14 protein-coding genes and 2 rRNA genes (1 of these 16 only partly in view) are annotated in these 19,701 nt (G+C 71.1%); 12 read left to right on the forward strand and 4 right to left on the reverse strand.

All coding sequences use genetic code 11. From position 1 onward, the window contains the following. Both BJ981_RS33145 and rrf read left to right on the forward strand, forming a co-directional pair. Window positions 1-1,360: ribosomal RNA gene (locus tag BJ981_RS33145) — 23S ribosomal RNA — on the forward strand; it begins 1,777 nt to the left of the window's first position. Between the two features lie 165 nt (window positions 1,361-1,525). Then, a 5S ribosomal RNA gene (rrf, locus tag BJ981_RS33150) occupies window positions 1,526-1,642 on the forward strand. 1,822 nt (window positions 1,643-3,464) lie between these two features. On the opposite strand, the gene BJ981_RS33155 is transcribed toward rrf, so the two are convergent. Continuing rightward, window positions 3,465-5,081, reverse strand: a complete 1,617-nt coding sequence (locus BJ981_RS33155) for a hypothetical protein (RefSeq protein ID WP_184617300.1) — start codon at window positions 5,079-5,081, stop codon at window positions 3,465-3,467. Window positions 5,082-5,201: 120 nt separating this feature from the next. Here BJ981_RS33155 and BJ981_RS33160 point away from each other — a divergent pair, with 120 nt between their 5' ends. Next, a complete protein-coding gene (locus BJ981_RS33160) occupies window positions 5,202-6,503 on the forward strand; it encodes a tetratricopeptide repeat protein (protein ID WP_184617301.1) in 1,302 nt (433 codons plus the stop codon). 150 nt (window positions 6,504-6,653) lie between these two features. Here BJ981_RS33160 and BJ981_RS33165 read toward each other — a convergent pair whose 3' ends face one another. Then, the gene (locus BJ981_RS33165) at window positions 6,654-7,592 is read right to left on the reverse strand and encodes an MBL fold metallo-hydrolase (RefSeq protein ID WP_239139637.1); all 939 of its coding nucleotides are present in this window, start codon (window positions 7,590-7,592) and stop codon (window positions 6,654-6,656) included. Between the two features lie 392 nt (window positions 7,593-7,984). Here BJ981_RS33165 and BJ981_RS39730 point away from each other — a divergent pair, with 392 nt between their 5' ends. Beyond that, window positions 7,985-8,635: a single-stranded DNA-binding protein gene (locus BJ981_RS39730; protein ID WP_372437023.1), complete on the forward strand. Its 651-nt coding sequence runs from the start codon at window positions 7,985-7,987 to the stop codon at window positions 8,633-8,635. Here the strand turns inward: BJ981_RS39730 and BJ981_RS33175 are convergent. Then, window positions 8,579-9,943 carry a DUF1015 family protein gene (locus tag BJ981_RS33175; protein ID WP_239139638.1) on the reverse strand — a complete coding sequence of 455 codons (1,365 nt, stop codon included), beginning with the start codon at window positions 9,941-9,943 and terminating at the stop codon, window positions 8,579-8,581. The two genes, BJ981_RS39730 and BJ981_RS33175, sit on opposite strands and share 57 nt — an antisense overlap. Before the next feature lie 117 nt (window positions 9,944-10,060). On the opposite strand from BJ981_RS33175, the gene BJ981_RS33180 reads away from it, so the two are divergent. Both BJ981_RS33180 and BJ981_RS33185 read left to right on the forward strand, forming a co-directional pair. Beyond that, a complete protein-coding gene (locus BJ981_RS33180; RefSeq protein WP_184617304.1) occupies window positions 10,061-10,492 on the forward strand; it encodes a tetratricopeptide repeat protein in 432 nt (143 codons plus the stop codon). Between the two features lie 340 nt (window positions 10,493-10,832). Then, window positions 10,833-11,792: an HAD-IIA family hydrolase gene (locus BJ981_RS33185; protein ID WP_239139639.1), complete on the forward strand. Its 960-nt coding sequence runs from the start codon at window positions 10,833-10,835 to the stop codon at window positions 11,790-11,792. Window positions 11,793-12,192: 400 nt separating this feature from the next. Here the strand turns inward: BJ981_RS33185 and BJ981_RS33190 are convergent, their stop codons facing one another. Beyond that, the gene (locus BJ981_RS33190) at window positions 12,193-12,540 is read right to left on the reverse strand and encodes an SCP2 sterol-binding domain-containing protein (RefSeq protein ID WP_184617305.1); all 348 of its coding nucleotides are present in this window, start codon (window positions 12,538-12,540) and stop codon (window positions 12,193-12,195) included. 555 nt (window positions 12,541-13,095) lie between these two features. On the opposite strand from BJ981_RS33190, the gene BJ981_RS33195 reads away from it, so the two are divergent. The 6 genes from BJ981_RS33195 to BJ981_RS33220 all read left to right on the forward strand — a co-directional run bounded on the left by BJ981_RS33195 (window position 13,096) and on the right by BJ981_RS33220 (window position 19,670). Then, window positions 13,096-13,389, forward strand: coding sequence for a hypothetical protein (locus BJ981_RS33195; RefSeq protein ID WP_184617306.1), 294 nt, complete (start codon window positions 13,096-13,098; stop codon window positions 13,387-13,389). Further along, window positions 13,386-14,204 (forward strand): TlyA family RNA methyltransferase, encoded by an 819-nt coding sequence (locus BJ981_RS33200; protein WP_184617307.1) that lies wholly within the window; start codon window positions 13,386-13,388, stop codon window positions 14,202-14,204. Before BJ981_RS33195 ends, BJ981_RS33200 begins: the two co-directional genes overlap by 4 nt. A 236-nt stretch (window positions 14,205-14,440) precedes the next feature. After that, a complete protein-coding gene (locus tag BJ981_RS33205) occupies window positions 14,441-15,346 on the forward strand; it encodes an NAD kinase (protein ID WP_184617308.1) in 906 nt (301 codons plus the stop codon). Window positions 15,347-15,625: 279 nt separating this feature from the next. Continuing rightward, entirely contained in the window at window positions 15,626-17,344 is a 1,719-nt protein-coding gene (recN, locus tag BJ981_RS33210; RefSeq protein ID WP_311745935.1) for a DNA repair protein RecN, read from the forward strand. Between the two features lie 149 nt (window positions 17,345-17,493). Beyond that, window positions 17,494-18,690 carry a putative cytokinetic ring protein SteA gene (steA, locus tag BJ981_RS33215; RefSeq protein WP_184617740.1) on the forward strand — a complete coding sequence of 399 codons (1,197 nt, stop codon included), beginning with the start codon at window positions 17,494-17,496 and terminating at the stop codon, window positions 18,688-18,690. Further along, window positions 18,687-19,670, forward strand: coding sequence for a copper transporter (locus BJ981_RS33220; protein ID WP_184617310.1), 984 nt, complete (start codon window positions 18,687-18,689; stop codon window positions 19,668-19,670). Before steA ends, BJ981_RS33220 begins: the two co-directional genes overlap by 4 nt. The last annotated feature ends 31 nt before the right edge of the window (window positions 19,671-19,701 follow it).

The raw sequence follows: 19,701 nt of genomic DNA on the forward strand, positions 1-19,701 counted from the left end.
GGGTGATCCCATGCTGCCGAGAAAAGCCTCTAGTGAGTGTGCCGGCGGCCCGTACCCTAAACCGACTCAGGTGGTCAGGTAGAGAATACCGAGGCGATCGGGTGAACTGTGGTTAAGGAACTCGGCAAATTGCCCCCGTAACTTCGGGAGAAGGGGGGCCTTCGCTGGTGATGGACCGTGCGTCCGGAGCTGGTGGGGGTCGCAGTGGCCAGGGGGAAGCGACTGTTTACTAAAAACACAGGTCCGTGCGAAGTCGTAAGACGATGTATACGGACTGACGCCTGCCCGGTGCCGGAACGTTAAGGGGACCGCTTAGCTTGTGGTAACGCAGGCGAAGGTGAGAACTTAAGCGCCGGTAAACGGCGGTGGTAACTATAACCATCCTAAGGTAGCGAAATTCCTTGTCGGGTAAGTTCCGACCTGCACGAATGGCGTAACGACTTCCCCGCTGTCTCAACCGCAGACCCGGCGAAATTGCACTACGAGTAAAGATGCTCGTTACGCGCAGCAGGACGGAAAGACCCCGGGACCTTCACTACAGCTTGACATTGGTGTTTGGGACGGCTTGTGTAGGATAGGTGGGAGACGGTGAAGCTCGGACGCTAGTTCGGGTGGAGTCATTGGTGAAATACCACTCTGGTCGTTTTGGATGTCTAACCCGCGCCCGTGGATCCGGGTGGGGGACAGTGTCTGGTGGGTAGTTTAACTGGGGCGGTTGCCTCCTAAAGGGTAACGGAGGCGCCCAAAGGTTCCCTCAGCCTGGTTGGCAATCAGGTGGCGAGTGTAAGTGCACAAGGGAGCTTGACTGTGAGACCGACGGGTCGAGCAGGAGCGAAAGCTGGGACTAGTGATCCGGCGGTGGCTTGTGGAAGCGCCGTCGCTCAACGGCTAAAAGGTACCCCGGGGATAACAGGCTGATCTTCCCCAAGAGTCCATATCGACGGGATGGTTTGGCACCTCGATGTCGGCTCGTCGCATCCTGGGGCTGGAGTAGGTCCCAAGGGTTGGGCTGTTCGCCCATTAAAGCGGTACGCGAGCTGGGTTTAGAACGTCGCGAGACAGTTCGGTCCCTATCCGCTGCGCGCGCAGGAGACTTGAAGGGGGCTGTCCCTAGTACGAGAGGACCGGGACGGACGAACCTCTGGTGTGCCAGTTGTTCTGCCAAGGGCATGGCTGGTTGGCTACGTTCGGGAGGGATAACCGCTGAAGGCATCTAAGCGGGAAGCCTGCCTTGAGATGAGGTCTCCCACCCCTGTGAGGGGGGTAAGGCTCCCAGGTGACGACTGGGTTGATAGGCCGGGTGTGGAAGCATCGTAAGGTGTGGAGCTGACCGGTACTAATAGGCCGAGGACTTGACCACAAAGCAACAACACCCGCTGCGCGGGTGGTGCTCGCGTCCACTGTGTGATCTCAGAGACATCAAACCTGAGACCCACACCGATACCAACATCGCAGGCATGCACCTCTGGGTGCGTGTGTGGGGTGGTTGGCAGGGTGGTGTGCTCGGTTGGTTGTTTCACGGGGTTACGGCGGTTTTAGCGGAAGGGAAACACCCGGTTACATTCCGAACCCGGAAGTTAAGCTTTCCAGCGCCGATGGTACTGCACCGGGGACGGTGTGGGAGAGTAGGACACCGCCGGACAATTTTTCGAATAGCAGGAAGGGCCATCCAGGAGCCGCAGGGCTCCGGGGTGGCCCTTCCTGCATTTCCAGGACTCTTTTCCCCCGCCGGCTTCCGTAGCGGCACGGCCATGCCGAGACGGCGCCTAGTGCCGGGCCCCGCGGAGAAAACGACCGCGGAGCTGCGCCCGGGGTATGGGCCTCGCCTCCGGCTCGGGCTGTGTTCTCTGGCGCTGACGCGCATTCCTCGCTAGGCGCTTACCACAGGCGAACCGGCTGGCCGGCCGCCGCTATGGGCGCCGGGCTCCACCGACCTACGTCCTGCCGACGCGGCGCCTGAGAAACGGTATGCACCAGGACTGAAGTCGCGCATGCCAGTGCTGATGTCGGAGCAGAACGATGAGCTAGACCAAGGAGCGGGAGTCAACGCCGGGCTTCGCTTAGGAAGTGGGCGTGGGGCTGCGCCGGGATTAGGAAGTGGGCGTGGGGCTGCGCCGGGATATGGGCCTCGCCTGCGGCTCGGGCTGTGTTCTCTGGGCGCTACCGCGCACCCCGATCGACCCGTGACGCCTGACAACAACTCCTGGGGACCTTCGCGCATCCCTGCCACGACCTCCGGAACCTCTCGCTCCGCCACGATGGGACCCATCAAGGGCGCCGCGGCGGCGGGACGCAGGTCGGCGAATCCCGGCGCCTACTACGGCGGCCCCCCCATCCCTGCCGGCACCGGCCCGCCTCCTCGCGAAAGCACGAACGCTGAGGCACGCCACGGAATGGGCCTCGCCTGCGGCTCGGGCTGTGTTCTCTGGCGCTGACGCGCATTTCTCTCGCACCGCGTACCGCAGAAGATCGGCCGGTTTGGCGCCGTTGTGGGCGCCGGGCTCCGCCGACCTGCGTCCCGCCGACGCGGCGCCAAGAAGAGCGCGCACCAGGAACGGGAGAGACCAACGGGGAGAGACCACGCGAGGGCTGCAGAAGCGTGCCAGGGGTGGGGATGGGGAAGCGTGCGGTGCCAGGGATGGCGAAGCGTGCGGTGCCAAGGGTGGGGAAGGTCAGGGCGCGGGGTGGAATGAACGCGGACCGTGAAGCGGTAGCGGGCACCAAGCTTCAGGAGAGATGCGCCCGAGCTGCTCCGGGCAAGGTAGGACGTAGACCTCCGGGAGGAGCCATGCGGTGCTGTGCCCGAGAGCGGTGCTGTGGCCCGAGAGCGGTGCTGTGCCCGAGAGCGGTGCTGCGCCCGAGAGCGGTGCTGTGGCCCGAGAGCGGTGCTGCGCCCGGGAATGGGCCTCGCCTTCGGCTTGGGCTGTGTTTCCCATGCGCTGACGCGCGTTCCATGCCTGGCGCGTACCGCAGAAGGGCGGTCGGCCGGCCGCCGTTGGGGGCGCCGGGCCCCGCTGATCTGCATCCCGGCGACGCGGCGCCAAGAAGCGCACGCAGCAGGAACAGGGAAGGGCGCGTCAGAGCCGGGGCAGAGTGAGGGCGGACCCTGAAGCGGTAGTGGTCACGAAGCTTGAGGGGAAATGCGCTGAGGGGTTCGGGGTGGGGGTGTTTGCTGGTGTTGTCGGGTGGTTTGGGGGGATGAGGGTTGGGGTGTTATGCGGCTCGGGGGGTTTGGTGGCTTGCTAGGCTGGGGAGTGCTGGGCCACCCCACCTTGGGTGGCCTTCGTCGCGTAAGGCGCCCATGGCGGGCGAGCGGCGACAGAGCGCGAACGGGCCTGTGTCCCGCGGCCGGATGGACCGTCCCCTCCGCACACGGTCGGCGCGACGGACGAGCGCAGATCACGGCGTACGTGGTCAGCGAGTGACGAAGGACAGAAGTGAACAGAGATAACGGACGTGAGGACTCAGGCCGTCCCGACGACGGCGCGAACCGGCGGGAAGAGCGTCCCGGCGGGTTCCGCGGCGACCGCGGGGAAGGCCGGGAGGGCCGCCCCGCTGACCGGGATCGCACCGGCGAGCGCCGGGAGGGGCGTCCCGGCGACGGCCCCCGTTACGGCGAGCGCCGCGAAGGGCGTCCCGCCGGTGCCTATGGGTCCCGCGACCGTGACCCCCGAGGAGGCCGCACGTTCCAGCGCGGCGGGGGTGAAGATCGGCCGTATGGCCGTGAAGGGCGCGCCGCCGGCCCCGGTGGCGGGGCCGGACGTGACGCGCGAAGTGAGCGCCCCGGCCGATTCTCCGACCGAGGCGGACGCCCCAATGACCGTGAGCAGCAGGGCGGAGGCTACGGCCGGTCGCGCGACGATCGGGGAGACCGTGGCTTCGGCCGCGGGTCGTACGACGATCGGCGAGGTCGCGACGAAGGCCGGTCCGGTTCCCGGTACGGAGACCGGCGCGAAGGCGGCCAGGCCGGGGGCGGCTCCGGCTGGCGTGATCGTGACGACCGTGGCGGACGGCCCTTCCGGTCGGACGACCGGGGCGCACGACCGTCCTATCGCGGCGACGACCGTGGCGGACGCCCGTATCGGTCCGAGGACCGCGGCGCGCACCGGCCTGGTGACCGCGAGGGTCGTTCTTATGGATCCGGTGAGGGCGGCGGCTACCGGTCGGGCGACCGTGGAGGTCGTCCCTACGGGTCGGGCGATGCCTACCGGTCGGGCGACCGTGAGGGGCGTTCCTACCGGTCCGGTGAGGGCGGCGGCTACCGGTCGGGTGGCCGTGAGGGGGGTTCTCGCGGTTCGGACGACCGCGGGGCGTACCGCTCGGGCGAGCGTGGTGCCGGTCGCCCGGATGAGCGTGGCGGACGTCCCTATCGGTCGGACGACCGTGGTGGCGGCAGGCCGTTCCAGAAGGACGACCGCAGGGGCGGGTTCGGTCCGCGCCCGTTCGGCCGGGAAGGGCGTGGCGATGACGCGGGCCGCCGCCCTTACGACCGTGGGGAGCGTGGCGATGACGCGGGCCGCCGCCCCTACGACCGTGGGGAGCGCGGCGACCGGGACACCCGTTACCGCGATGACCGCGGGGCCTCCGGCGAGGGCCGCCAGGGCCGTGACGATCGTGGCGCTCCGGGCGGTCGCCGCCAGTTCCAGCGGGACGACCGGCGGGATGACCGCTTCGGCCGCGAGGGCCGTACCTTCGACCGTGAGGATCGTGGTGGGTCCGATCGTGGAGGGCGTGGTGGCTCGGCGGGCCGGTTCGCCGGTGGTGACCGGGCGTCCGATCGCGGCGAGGGCCGCGGGGGCCGTTCCTTCGAGCGTGAGGACCGCGGGGGCCTGGGCGCGCGTCCGTTCGGCCGCGAGGGCCGCGACGAGCGGACCGGCGGCGGAGATCGTGGCGGCTATGGTGACCGCCCCGCCTACCGCCGTGACGACCGTCCGCGCGGACGGGACGACCGCGGCGGGCGCTTCGAGCGTGACGACCGCCGTGGGGCGGGGCCACGTCCGTTCAGCCGCGAGGGCCGCGAGGCGCGGGACGAGCGCGGGCCGCGCGGCGGCCGGGCGTTCGGCGACGATCGCCCCACTCACTCCCGTGAGCGCGCGGACGATTCGCAGGGGTCGCCGTCCGAGGGCGGGGGCACCCGTGCCCGGTACGGTCGTGAGCGTGGCCGTCCCTTCGAGCGCGAGACGCCGCGCGGCACGAGCACGGTGGAGCACGCGCCGATCCCCGAGCTGGCCGCGGACATCACTCCCGACGAGCTGGACAAGGAGATCCGCGACGAGCTGCGTTCGCTGCCGAACGACCTCGCGGACAAGATCGCGAGCCATCTGGTCGCCGCCGAGCGGGCGCTGGGCGATGACGATCCGGCGCTGGCCTACGAGCACGCGAAGGTGGCACGCAGGTTCGCGGCGCGGATCGGCGTCGTCCGTGAGGCCGTGGGGCTGGCCGCCTACCGTGCCGGGCAGTACGCGGAGGCTCTCAGCGATCTGCGGGCGGCGCGGCGCCTGACCGGCTCGGACGCCTTCCTGCCGATCATGGCGGACTGCGAGCGCGGCCTCGGCAGGCCGGAGCGCGCGCTCGACCTGGTCCGCTCCCCTGAGGCCGAGCGCCTCGACCGGGGGGGACGCATCGAACTGGCCATCGTCGAATCCGGGGCACGGCGGGATCTCGGGCAGCACGACGCCGCCGTGATCACGTTGCAGCGACTGCCCGAGCTGCGCGTGCAGGAGCCCCATCCGTGGTCGGCTCGCCTGACGTTCGCGTACGCGGACGCTCTCGCCCAAGCCGGTCACATCGAGGCGGCGACCGACTGGTTCGAGCGGGCGATGACGTTCGACGAGGACGGTGAGACGGACGCCGCCGAGCGGTACGCCGAGCTGACCGGCGCGGTGATCGAGGACGTCGAGGAGCTCGACGACGAGGACCTGGACGAGCTCGACTTCGCCGACTTCGGTGACCTGGGCCAGGCCACTGATGAGGGAGAGCGGGACGCCGCCGCCCCAGCCGACGTCCTCGACGCTGCCGAGGACGTCGAGGTGGAGGAAGACCTTGGCGACGACGTCGAGGAGCCCAAGGCGCTCGGCGAGGACGCTTCCGGCGTGACGCCGGCGCCGGGCGGCGAGGCGGCGGACGCGGGGCCGGGCCGGGCCGATGAGGCCTCCGCCACGGCCGAGCGGGACGCCGGCGAGGGCGCGCCTGAGGCCGGGTCGCCGTCCGGTCCGAGTGTCGTCGGCGATGTCCTCAGCCCCGAACCGGCCGGTTCCTCCGAGGATGACGCCCCGGGCGCCTCCGGTGACAAGGCCGGGGACGTTCCTGGCGGCCGGACGGCCGGCGCCGCGGGCTCGTCCCCGGTGGTCAGGACCGAGACGAAGATCTCGGGGTTGGAGCCGGGCATGGCTCCGGCGTTCATCGAGCCTGATTTCGGCGACGTGGACCCCGGCGACCCGGAGGACGCCCTGGACGACCGCGATATTCCCGCCGCGGACGAGCAGGGCAAGCGGAAGGCCTGAAAGGCCTGGTAAGAGAGTTGGTGGGCGCCGCCTAGCGTGAAGGCGCGCGGCGCCCACCGTTCGTCATTCCCCTGTCACGTCGTTTTTATGCGCGCCCATGCGAATTCGAGTGCGGCGTGGGTGTTTAAGCAGTCCTTATTCGCGGCGCGCTCACGTGGCGTCCGGGTGGGTGCGCTCCAGCCAGTGCATGATTCCCGCCACGTTCGACGGCGCGCCGCTGAGCAGTTCGAACCGCTCGGCCGTTTCCTCGTTCTCGGCGCTCAGGGCGGCATAACGCTCGCGCGTCCTGTCCCGGACCATCGCGACGGCGTGGTCGAGGTCCATGCCCGCCGTGTGGGCTTGCGTAGTGAGATCGACCCAGATGCGGAGTTCCTCGGCTGACCGCTCCAGCGTCGCGGCGACGTCGGTGACCGGCCCATAGTGGCTGAAAAGCAGCCGCTGGGGGCCGAGCTCGCCGAACAGCGCGACGGAGTTCAGCGCCGTCTGGAGGTCGAAGTCCGGTGGAGGCGTAGCGGGGCGCAGGTCGCCGGTCTCGGGCAGGTAGACGCCGGCGGCGTCGCCCACGTACAGGTCTCCGGTGAAGGAGTCCAGCAGGCCCACGTGGTGCTTGGCGTGGCCGGGGGAGTGGTGGCCGGAGAGGGTCCTGCCGCCGCCGAGGTCGATCGACCCGGTGTCGCCGAGGGTGCGGATGCGGGCCGCGTCCGTCGGGGCCAGGCGGCCGAAGAGCCGGTCGAGCTGGTCGCCCCAGACCATGCGCGCGCTGGCCATCAGACGGGAGGGGTCGGCGAGGTGCCGCGCGCCCTTCTCGTGGACGACGATCTCCGCGGACGGGTAGTGGCCGGCGATGTCGCCGACGCCTCCGGCGTGGTCCAGGTGGATGTGGGTGACCACGACCGTGGCGAGGTCGTTCGGGCCGACGCCGAGGGACGTGAGCGCGTCGCGGACCACGGGCGCGGAGGTCGAGGTGCCGGTCTCGACCAGGCAGGGACGGTCGCCGAGGATCAGGTAGCCGGCGGTGATCCCGGAGTATCCGGCCATCCGCGTGTCGATCTCGTAGACGTCACCGCCGAGCGGCGTCACGTTGTCCACAGGTCACTCCCTTGCAGGCCGACGGGTCGGGCGTGGTCCGTTCACGAGCGTAGGGCACGCCTCGGACGGGGCCCATGCCGGTTCGCGGGACCGCCCCCGTGCTCGGGGTGGGCTGATGTGTTGGTTCGTACGCTCTAATCCGATTTCTTTCCCGAGCCTGCTCAGTGTCACTGGGAGGGGGAATCGTAGATGGAGGTCATTCGGCCGCTGTAGTGCGGTGGTTTCGACGACTTTTCTGCTATTAGCGGGATATGTCGAGTATGGGGACATCGAGTTTTCCACAGAACGACGCTCGGCCGTCATGCGTGTCGTCCGCGGTCCGAAGAATGGTGCCCGAACCGATCCGGCCAAATCGAGGGGGCATTCCGATGGAAGCGATTCCGCACCGCAACATGGTCACGTTGGTGGGGCGCGTGTCCAGGGTTCCCACCATGAGAGAACTGCCCAGTGGCGACCGGGTGACGAGCTGGGGGCTAGCCGTCCGGCGGCCCGCCGGGCATCCGAGCAACAAGAAATCCGACGGCATCGCCTGCGTGGCCTTCGACTGCGAGGTGTCGGCCGTCGTGACCCATTGGGAGGTGAACGACGTCGTCAGCGTCGAGGGAGCCCTGCATCACCGTTTCCGCGGGACCTCGGGGATCGGCGCGAGCACCTACGAGGTCGAGGTCCATCGGGCCCGAAGGCTCGAACAGGCCCCGACCTCGCGGAGAACGACCGCGGGAGTCGGCGCAAGGGCTGAGTCCGGGCCCGCAGCGCCCGGGACTACGCCCGTGGGTCTCCTGCCGCCTGCCGTGGCGCCTCTCACAGCCAGGCCCCCAACGCCCATTTCCGCAGGGCCTGGAAAGGCGTCCGTCCCCGCCCCCTTCGTCCCCGCGGCGTCCGCCCGTGCGGTGGCCTCGCGTGGCGTGGCCGGCTCGTTGGCGCCGCTGCCGGTGGCGGTCGAGGTGGGGGCGGGTCAGGGCGTGATGTCGGGGGCCGGGGAGGGATCAGTCCGTGGCGAAGGTGCGGAGGATCAACCCGGTACGGGGCTTGGGGCCGAATGACGTGGACTTGCGGGGCACCCGTTCGCCTACGGCGGCGATGGCGTACACGTCCTCGACGGTGAGCGAGGGCACGATCACGGCGGTCCCCGATTCCCGGCGGGCCATCTGGGCGGCGAGCAGGGGGTCGTGGTGGACGATGCGCACGGTTCGCTCGTCGTCGTGCAGGCCCCAGACCTTCGGAAGGAGGAATTCAGACAAGATGGACGTGCTCAGCGACTTCCAGCGAGCCGATCGCGACGGGGGCATGGCGTGGGCGACCTGTACGGGGTCGGGGTCGGTGAGAAGGTGGCTCGGCCCGGCGCCCGCCAGCACGAAGGCCGGCCCCTCCGCCGTGGCCAGGGCCGCCAGGGCGTCCTCCAGGCGGGCATGTTCGTGCACCTGCCAGGAGCCTTTGGCGCGCGCCGCCGCCTCCTTCAAGGGCAGCCCGGGGATGACCCGGTGAATCGCCTTCAGTTGCGGCGGGTAGGCCGTGGAGTCGACCAGCAGGGCGAGACCGTAGTCCCACGGCCCGGCGCCGCGCCCCTGGGCGTGGTAGTCGCGCTGGAGCGCCAGGTAGGTCGCGTACCGGTGATGACCGTCGGCGATCAGGGCTTTGTGCGGACGCAGCCCGGTGGCGACGACCGCCAGGTCGGCGGGGTCCGTGAGGGCCCAGAGGCGATGGTCGATGCCGTCGTCGGTACGGACGTCCACCAGCGGCGGACGTGCGGCGGTCTCCGCGACGAGCCGTGCCAAGGCCCCACCCCCGAGACCTCCCTGGCCGATGACGGGGCGGGTGGCGGCGGGGCGGTCGATGGTGAGGTGTTCGGGGCTGACCTGGTCGACGTTGTGCTCTGGGGTGGCGCTGTCGCCGTCGTAGAGGAGGAAGATCGGTTCGAGGTTGCTCTCGGTCGTTCTCATGAGGGCGAGCCTGTCGGCGACCGTGCCGGGCATCACGTCCTCGTGGGGGAGCACGATCCCGTCCGTGGGGTCGGAGAGGGCGAGGTCGCCGATGAGGCCGCGCAGCAGGAGGCCGGGCCCGCTCTGTTCGTACACGTACACGGCCGGGGCCTCGTCCACCGCGAGCACGCCGGATCGCAGCCACGCGAGCAGGGTCTCGCGGGCCTCGCCGTACCGCTGCTGGTCCGTGCCGGGAAGGATAAGCCGCACGACGTTGTTCGAGTGAACGTCAAGAAGGGGCCGCACGTCTTCCCGCGTGATCAGGTCGTACGGGGGGGAGGTGACGGCGGCCAAATCATCGACGGCGAATCGCACGCCGCGGAATGGCCGCAGGACCAGTCCGTCCGGCGACGGCAGTTCAGAAATCGCCATACCGGGCATGGTGCCATAAGGTTCTTGGTCGCTCAGAGACCGCCCCGACATCGATTGCGTTGCCCGGCTCCCTGGAAAGCCGGTAATGACAGGTCGCCTGAAGGAGGCTTCGAGAAAATGACGCAGGGAGGAAGCGGCCGGTCTGAGTCCCCCGGCAACGAGCCGAGCGCTCCCGCAGGTGATGTCTACGAGTGGTTCCAGCGAGGGGTCAAGCTGCTGAAGGACGGCAGTCCCGCGGCGGCGGCGGCGATCCTCGCGCGGGCGGCCGACGCCGAGCCCGAATCCCGCAGTATTCGCGAGGCCCTCGCGAGGGCGCAGTTCAACTCCCGTCGCTACGAGGACGCGGCCGACAGCTTCCGCTGGATCGTCGCGGCCAACCCTACTGAGGACTACGCGTACTTCGGCCTCGGCATGTCCCTGTGGCGCACCGGCGACATGGAGGCCGCCCAGGAGCCGCTGGCCATCGCGGTGGCCATGCGCCCCGACCTCCGCGACTACGTCTCCGCCCTGAAACAGGTAAGAGCCACCCTAAGAGCGAGAGGCGCGTAAAAGCCGTTCCCCGACCTGACCCGCGACTCCCAGAGCGGGTACATGGCTGCCCCACCGAGCCACGTACCACCGCGGCGGCCAGGCTGCGGGTGGTGCCTGGCGCTGCACTTGAGATTTCGGCTGCACTCTCGCGCCGTCCACTGGTGGGCGGGGCGAGAGGTGAGGTCTGTGGTGGTCGCTCATAGGTAGAGGCCGTGGGTCGGCGGTGTGTGGAGGATAGCGCGGTGGCCGCAGTGTGGTCGGTGTGGGGGATAGCGCGGTGGCCGCAGTGTGGTCGGAGTGGGGGTTCGGAGATAGTGGGGGCGTGGAGTCTGTGTTGATCGGGTCTTATGACACGTTGTTGCTTGATCTTGACGGGGTCGTCTACTTGGGGCGGCATGCGGTGCCGGGGGCTCCGGAGGCGCTGGTTCGTGCGCGTGACGCCGGCGTGCGGCTGGCGTACGTCACCAACAACGCGTCACGTACCCCGGCCGCGATCGCCGCGCACCTGGCCTCGCTGGGCGCGCCCGCGACGCCTGACGACGTGGTGACCTCCTCGCAGGCCGCGGCGCGGTTGATCGCCGAGCGGGTGCCCGCGGGGTCGGCCGTGCTCGTGGTCGGGGGAATGGGCTTGCGGACGGCGGTACGGGCGCAGGGCCTTCGGCCGGTGACGACGGCGGCCGAGGAGCCCGTCGCGGTTGTGCAAGGCATCTCACCGGATCTTTCGTATGGACTTCTGGGGGAGGGGGCGCTCGCCGTGCGGCAGGGGGCGTGGTTCGTGGCCGCCAACGGTGACACGACCATGCCGACGAACCGCGGGGAGCTTCCGGGCAACGGCGCGATGACGCGGGTGATCGCCACCGCGACCGGCGTGGACCCCGTGGTGGCGGGGAAACCCGAGCCTCCCCTGCACCGGGAGTCGATGCTGCGGACCGGGGCCGAGCGGCCGTTGATCGTGGGAGATCGGCTCGACACCGACATCGAGGCGGCGACGCGCGCCGAGGTGGACAGCCTGCTCGTGCTGACGGGCGTCACGGGGCCGATGGACCTGCTCACCGCGCCCCCGGAGCACCGTCCGACCCATATCGGGGCCGACCTGTCCGCACTCCTCCAGCCGCCCGCTCCCGTCGCCCGCGAAGAGGATCGGTGGACCCGGGAGGGCTGGACTGGGTGGTGGGAGGACGGTCGTCTACGGCTCACAGGGGAAGGGGAGACCCTGGACGGCTTGCGGGTCGCCTGCGCGGCGGTCTGGGCCCGCATGACCGCGAACCGCCCCGACGAGGACACTCTCAAACAGGCCGCAGAAGCTCTGAACCTCTGACCCCTGCACGCGCGCTGATCCGGACCGACGGTTTCCCACTCGCAGGCGTCCGCGTTGGCCGGACTGATTCCCGCGCGCGGGCGGCCATGTCGGCCGGTGGCGGCGTCAGGGAAGGACTTCTGCTCGACACCGCCCGGTGGACGGCATTACGCGGCGGAACGGGACACTGCCCGGCGAGGCGGCGGGCGTCGCCGGGTGGTTCCCACTGCCCGGCGGGCCACCCCGGCGAGGCGGCAGGCGTCGACCGGTGGTTCTCACTGCCCGGCGGGCCACCTCGGCGGGACGGCGAGTGTTCGATGGGACGGTGAGATCTTTCCGCGCGGTGCGGCCTGCCGGGTGTCCTGGAGTGGTGGGTGGGTGGGTGGGTGGGTGAGGTAGGGGGCGCTCTGCGCTTGAGTTGTCAGAGGAGCTTTCTGAGGCGGAGGAGGTCGCCGAGGCTGGCGTCGATCTTCACTCGGCCGCCGAACAGGGCTCGTCCCATGTCCAGCTCGCCGTTCACCAGGGAGAGCAGGTCATCGCTGGCGATGCGGATGCGGACCTCGGCGGGCCGCCCGTTGTCGGGGGGCACGTCGGTGAACGGTTCGAGACCGTTCTGGTGGATTCTGCCGTAGAAGGTCACGTCCAGATCGGTGATGCGGCAGCTCAGGCTCCTGTCGACCACGTGCTTGGCACGGGCCTCGTCGTCCAGCTCGCCGAACTGCTCGGTGAGCTTGCCCAACGCCGCCCGGCACTCATCGACGGTCGCCATGCGTCCTACCCCTTCTCATGCGCCGAACTCCTCTGACCAACGGAAGGTAGCGTCTCCCTTGAGTACTACGCGAAATTCGGCGCGCGGGAGCGCCCTGGAAGAGAAGAGCATCGCACTGGTCGCGGCTTCCGATACGGTCAGGGTCTGACGGCGGTGGCGCGGGCGGTGGTTCGCCCGCGCGTGAGCACACCATAATGGCCGGAATCCGCGCCGCGACCAAGGGCGACACCGCTGAATGGACGCTCTCGGGCGGTGGATTTGCCCGTCCGACGGTGTGGACATCGAGCCGGGGGGACGCCGGAGCGCCCGGCACGGCGACGTGGCTCTGCCGGCGGCACGGGCCGGCCAGAAGGCGACGGTCCGCCGGCGACAGACGGCCGCGGGCGGAGGGTGGATCCGGCGAGGTCGTGGGCCGCGAGGGCCGGGACGCGGGCGGACGGCGTCCATGGCAGGCTCGACACGACGTGTCGGCCGGCCAGGTCACCGGCCTGGCCGTAGGAGAAGGCGGCCGCCACGCGATGCGCGGCGGTGGAAGTGGCAGGGCGGTGAAGGCGGATGACGGAGAACGGCGAGGCGCGTGTGGCGGCCGCCCTGGGCAGGCTCGGCACCTTGGGCGACCTTCCCGTGCGGGAGCACGTCCCGGTGTTCGAGGAGGCGTTGGGCAGGCTGGAGGCGATCCTGGCGTCGGCGGACGACACCTCTCCCGAGTCGGCGCGTAGGGACGACACGCAGCCGAACTCAGAGAGGGCGCAGGGCGCCCCCGCTCATCTCGCGGGCGGCGAGGACGCTTCCGCTGAGCGCAGGCAGGACGACCACCTCGGGCGTGGGGGGTTGTGGGGGGTTCGGTGAGCCGGAGGGTGCGGTTGGACAGGGAGCTGGTGCGGCGGGGGCTGGCGCGGTCGCGGGAGCATGCGACGGACCTGATCACCGGTGGACGGGTGAGCGTGGGCGGCCGCATGGCGGACAAGCCGGCCACGCAGGTCGACACCGCCTCGGCGATCGTCGTGGCCGAGACCGCCGAGGGTCCCGACTACGTGTCGCGTGGCGCCCACAAGCTGCTCGGCGCCCTGGAGGCGTTCGGCCCGCGCGGCCTGGCCGTCGAGGGACGGCGCTGCCTGGACGCGGGCGCCTCGACCGGTGGCTTCACCGACGTCCTGCTGCGCGCCGGCGTGGCGCACGTCCTGGCCGTGGACGTCGGGTACGGCCAGCTCGCGTGGTCGCTCCGCACCGACGACCGGGTCACGGTGATGGAGCGCGTCAACGTCCGCGACCTGACGCCGGACATGGTGGGCGAGCCGCCGAGCCTGGTGGTGGGCGACCTGTCGTTCATCTCCCTGCGGCTGGTGCTGCCCGCGCTCGCCGCCTGCGCGGCTCCCGTCGCCGATCTCGTCCTGCTGGTGAAGCCGCAGTTCGAGGTGGGCAAGGAGCGAGTGGGGGCGGGCGGTGTCGTACGTGATCCGGCGCTGCGGGCAGGCGCCGTGCGCGATGTCGCGGCGGCGGCGTCCGCGCTGTCCCTGGAGGTGCGCGGCGTGACGGCGAGCCCGCTGCCGGGCCCCTCGGGCAACGTCGAGTACCTGATCTGGCTCGGGCGCGGCCCCGGGCCCGAGCGGGTGGGCGACCTCGGCGCCGAGATCGAGCGCGCCGTCGCGGAAGGCCCCCAGTAGTGCGCGGCGCGCCCGCCGGGGGAGCGGACCCGAACGCGGCGGGCCCCCGGTGATGCGCGGGCCGGGGGAGAGCGGGGTCGAGTGCGGAAGGTTCGCGGGAGTGGTGCCGGCCGGGGGAGCGGGGCCGGGCGTGGAAGGTCCCCGGTAGTGCGCGGGATGTCCGCGAGGGGAGCGGAGTCGAGCGCGGAAGGTTCGCGGTAGTGCGTGAAGTGCCCGCCGGAGGAGCGGAGTCGAGCATGGATGCGGTCAAGCGTACGGTGCTGGTCACCGCGCACACCGGGCGCGCGCCCGCGGTGGAGAGCGCCCGCAGGGTGATCCAGCGCTTCCTGGAGGCGGGCTTCACGGTGCGGGTCATGGAGCAGGAGGCCGAGGAGATCGCGGCCCCGGGCGTGGACGTGGTGCCCGCGCGGCCGTCGGCCGCCGAGGACGCCGAGGTGATGATGGTGCTCGGCGGCGACGGGACGCTGCTGCGGGCCGCCGAGCTGGCCCGTCCCGCCGGTACGCCGCTGCTCGGCGTGAACCTCGGGCACGTGGGGTTCCTGGCCGAGGCGGAGATGAGCGACCTGGCCGAGGCGGTGGACCGCGTCGTGAACGGCCACTACACGGTCGAGGAGCGGATGACGATCGAGGTTCGGGTCCGCGCCAACGGCGAGGTGCTCGCCGAGACGTGGGCGCTGAACGAGGCGAGCGTCGAGAAGCGGGACCGCATGCTGGAGGTCGTCGCGGAGATCGACGGTCACCCGTTGTCGCGGTGGGGGTGCGACGGCGTGATCTGCGCCACGCCGACCGGCTCGACGGCCTACGCCTTCTCCGCGGGCGGCCCGGTGGTCTGGCCGGAGGTCGAGGCGCTGCTGCTGGTGCCGAACAGCGCGCACGCCCTGTTCGCCCGGCCGCTGGTGGTCTCGCCGCGCTCGGCCATCGCCCTGGAGATCCTGCCCGGCACGGGCGCGGTGCTGTGGTGCGACGGGAGGCGGCGCTTCGACCTGCCGCCGGGCGTGCGGGTCGAGGTGCGCAGGGACGCGCTGCCGGTGCGGCTGGCCCGCCTGCACGGCGCCGACACCACCGGCGCGCCGTTCACCGACCGTCTGGTGGCCAAGTTCGACCTGCCCGTGCAGGGCTGGCGGGGACGGGCGCGCCGGTAGGGCCACGGCACCACGATGGCCCCGTTCAGCGACCGTCTGGTGGCCGGGGTCGATCTGCCCGGGCAGGGGGGTGCCGCGACACGAGGGCGGGCTGTGGACAGCCCCGTACTCGTGGGGGTTACGCCCCTGGTAGGGCCCATGTGCGCGGGTAGTCATCGAAAACCTTGGCGATTTCCGCGTAGGATCGGCTCCGCACGGAGAGGTGACCGAGCCATGCCCCATACGGTCGGCGAGGTGCCCGATCGGGAGGCGGCAGGGCGATACGGCGGGAGGGACCCAGTGCGGCCACGGGTCGATGAGGTCCGGATCAAAGGCCTCGGCGTGATCGATGAGGCTGTCCTGAAGCTCTCACCCGGGCTGACCGTCGTGACGGGCGAGACCGGCGCGGGCAAGACGATGGTCGTGACCGGGCTGGGGCTGCTGTTCGGCGGCCGTGCCGATCCCGCGCGCGTCCGGCCGGGGGCCGACCGGGCGACGGTCGAGGGCACGCTGGTCGTCGAGGCCGGCGGCCGGGTGGCCCAGCAGGTCGAGGACCTGGGCGGCGACGTCGAGGACGGCGAGCTGATCATCGCCCGCACCGTGTCCGGCGAGGGCCGGTCGCGGGCCTGGCTCGGCGGCCGGTCGGTGCCGGTCGGCACGCTCACCTACCTCGCCGAGGATCTCGTGGCCGTCCACGGCCAGATGGACCAGCAGCGGCTGCTCCAGCCGGGCCGCCAGCGCGCCGCCCTGGACCGCTACGCCGGGGAGGACCTGGTCAAGCCCCTGCGTGCCTACACCCAGACCTACAAGCGTCACAAAGAGGTCGGCGCGCTGCTCGACGAGCTGACCACGCGGGCCCGCGAGCGCGAGGAGGAGGCGGACCGGCTGCGCTTCGGCCTGGTAGAGATCGAGAAGGTCGATCCCAAGCCGGGCGAGGAGGCCGAGCTCAAGCAGGAGGAGGAGCGCCTGGCGCACGCCGACTCGCTGAAGAGCGCCGCGGTCTCCGCGCACACCGCCCTGCTCGGCGACCCGATGGCGAGCGCCCAGGGCGCGCAGGACGCGGTGTCCCTGCTCGGGGAGGCCCGCGCCGCGGTTGAGGCGGTGCGCGGGTTCGACACGGCGCTGGGCGGCATCGGCGACCGGCTCGCCGAGGCGGGCTACCTGGTCTCCGACGTCGCCACGGAACTGGCCGCCTACGCCGAGTCGGTGGACGCCGACCCGGCCAGGCTGGCGGCCGTGCAGGAGCGCAGGGCCGTGCTGACCGGCCTGCTGCGCAAGTACGGCGAGGACTCCGCGGCCGTGCTCGCCTGGGCCAGGGACGCCGCCGCCCGGCTCACCGAGCTGGAGGGCGACGACGACCGCATCGCCGAGCTCACCCGCGAGCGCGACGAGCTGGCCGCGCGCCTGACCGAGGTGGCCGGCGAGGTCACCCGCATCCGCACCGTGGCGGCCGAGCGCTTCGGCGACGCCGTCACGGCCGAGCTGGCGGCGCTCGCCATGCCGCACGCCCGGGTGGTCGTGGCCGTCTCGCCGGCCGGCCAGTTCGGCCCGGAGGGCGCCGACGAGATCGAGCTGCGCATGATGTCCCACCCGGGGGCTCCGGCGCTGCCGTTGAACAAGGGCGCCTCCGGGGGCGAGCTCAGCCGGGTCATGCTCGCCATCGAGGTCGTGTTCGCGGGCGCCGACCCGGTGCCGACGTTCGTGTTCGACGAGGTCGACGCCGGGGTGGGCGGCAAGGCGGCCGTCGAGATCGGGCGGCGCCTGGCCCGTCTGGCGAGGACGGCGCAGGTCATCGTGGTCACCCACCTGCCCCAGGTCGCGGCCTTCGCCGACCAGCATCTGGTGGTCGAGAAGGCGAGCGACGGCAGCGTGGTGCGCAGCGGCGTGACCGCCCTGGACCGTGAGGCGCGCGCCCGCGAGCTGTCGCGCATGCTGGCCGGTCTGGAGGACTCCGAGCTGGGGCGGGCGCACGCCGAGGAGCTTCTGGAGATCGCCTCGGCCGACAAGGCCGCCGATTGACGCCTGTTTACCCGGGTAAGTGAGCAGCCTCCGGCAGCACGGGGGCCGCGGGGGCGGGGACGGAAGCCTCCTGCCCGTGCCCAGTGACAAATCTGACACGCCGTGAAGCGAGCCCGTCTTGGTCTCAGCCTCTGGCAGGATGGTTCGTGATGAAGGTGCCGACCTTGAAGGTTCAGGGCCTCCGCCGCAGGAAGGTGTCAGACCTTCCCGGGGTGACGGCAGTGGCGAGGATCGATCGGCGGACCAAGAGGCTGACCAAACGTCTCAGGCCCGGAGAGATAGCGATCATCGATCACGTCGATGTCGACCGGGTGAGCGCGGAGGCTCTTGTCGCGTGCGGCGCGTCCGTCGTGGTGAACGTGGCCTCCAGCATCAGCGGGCGCTACCCGAACCTCGGGCCGCAGATCCTGCTCGCCGCCGGGATCACGCTCGTCGACAACGCCACAGCCGACCTGTTCGACCGGGTGCGCGACGGCGACGTCGTCCGCGTGCACGACGGCGCGATCTATCTGGAGGACGAGCTCGCCGGCAAGGGCGAGCCCGCGACGGCCGAGTCCGTGAACGCCGCGATGACCGAGGCGCGGGCGGGTCTGTCGATCCAGATCGAAGACTTCGCCATGAACACCATGGAGTACATCCGCCGCGAGCGCGACCTGCTCATCGACGGCGTCGGCGTGCCGGACATCCGCACCGACATGGACGGCAGGCACGTCCTGGTGGTCGTGCGCGGCTACCACTACAAAGAGGACATCGCGGTCCTGCGTCCGTACATCCGCGAGTACCGGCCGATCCTGATCGCCGTGGACGGCGGCGCGGACGCCCTAATCGAGGCCGGCTATCTGCCCGACCTCATCGTGGGCGACTTCGACTCGGTGTCGGAGCGGGCCCTGTCCTGCGGTGCCGAGCTGGTCGTGCACGCCTACCGCGACGGCCGCGCGCCCGGCCTGGAACGGGTGCAGCAGCTCGGCCTGCCGGCCGTGGTGTTCCCCGCGACCGGCACCAGCGAGGACATCGCGATGCTCCTGGCCGACGAGAAGGGCGCGAGCCTCATCGTGGCCGTCGGCACGCACGGCACGCTGGTGGAGTTCCTGGACAAGGGACGCTCCGGCATGGCGAGCACCTTCCTCACCCGGCTGCGCGTCGGCGGCAAGCTCGTCGAGGCCAAGGGCGTCAGCCGGCTCTACCGCAGCCGCATCTCGATCGGCTCGCTGCTGCTCCTGGTCGCCACCGCCGTCGTCACGATGAGCGTGGTGCTCTGGTTCTCCCCGATGGGCAAGGTCTGGCTGAACGGACTTCGTGACGCCTGGAACGGTTTCGTCTTCTGGTTGGTCGGGCTCTTCTCGTGATCGATTTTCGCTACCACATCGTCTCCATCGTCGCGATCTTCCTCGCGCTGGCGATCGGCATCGTGCTCGGCAGCACGGTGCTGAACGCGCCGCTGGTCGCCTCGACCGAGAAGGTCACCGCGCAGCTCCGCGGCAACAACGCCGAGCTGCAGGACCGTATCGTCCTCGCGCAGACGCGCGGCGGCGCCAGCGACACCTTCGTCGCCGAGCGGCTGCCCCAGCTCGTCCAGGGCGCGCTGGCGGGCGAGCGCGTCGTCGTCGTCGAGGCCCCCGGCGCCGACGGCAAGCTGCGCGAGCCGGTCGACAAGCTGCTCGCCGACGCCGGCGCCACGATCAGCGGACGGGTGACGCTCACCGAGAAGTACCTCACCACCGGCCCGGCCACGGCCGTCGACCAGCTCACCACGGCGGTCGGGCCGACCCCGTCGATCTTCCCCTCCGACGCCACCCCGTACGACAAGGCGGCGGCCGTGCTCGCCGGCGCGATCGTCACCACCGACAGGACGCAGGCGGGCAAGGAGAACCCGGCCGCCGTCGGCGTCCTCGACGGCTTCGAGCGGGACGGGCTCGTGTCCCTGGAGGGCGAGCCCGGCAAGCGCGCGACGCTGGCGCTGGTCATGGCGCCCGCCGCCGCCTACGAGGGCAAGGAGGCCGAGGCCCAGACGGCCGCCGTCGTCGCGCTCGCCGCCGGCCTGGACGCCGCGAGCGAGGGCGCCGTCGTGGCCGGGGTCGTCCCGACCTCCACCGCCGCCGGGGTCATCGCCGCCGTGCGCGCGGACGCCGAGGCGTCCTCGGACGTGTCGACGGTCGACAACGCCGATATGGCCTTCGGCAAGGCCGCGGTGGTCTACGCTCTGCGGGAGCAGGTGGCGGGGGACGCCGGGCAGTACGGCCTCGCCTCGGACGCCGCGGCGATCGGCCCCTCCCCGGAGCCCACCCCGCCCCCCACGCCCACCCCCGCGGCGGGCGCGGGCGGCTGACCTGCCCCGACGACCACGCGTCCGCGCCCGG

Origin of the sequence: Sphaerisporangium krabiense, assembly GCF_014200435.1 — a bacterium.
In the GTDB taxonomy this organism is placed as follows: domain Bacteria; phylum Actinomycetota; class Actinomycetes; order Streptosporangiales; family Streptosporangiaceae; genus Sphaerisporangium; species Sphaerisporangium krabiense.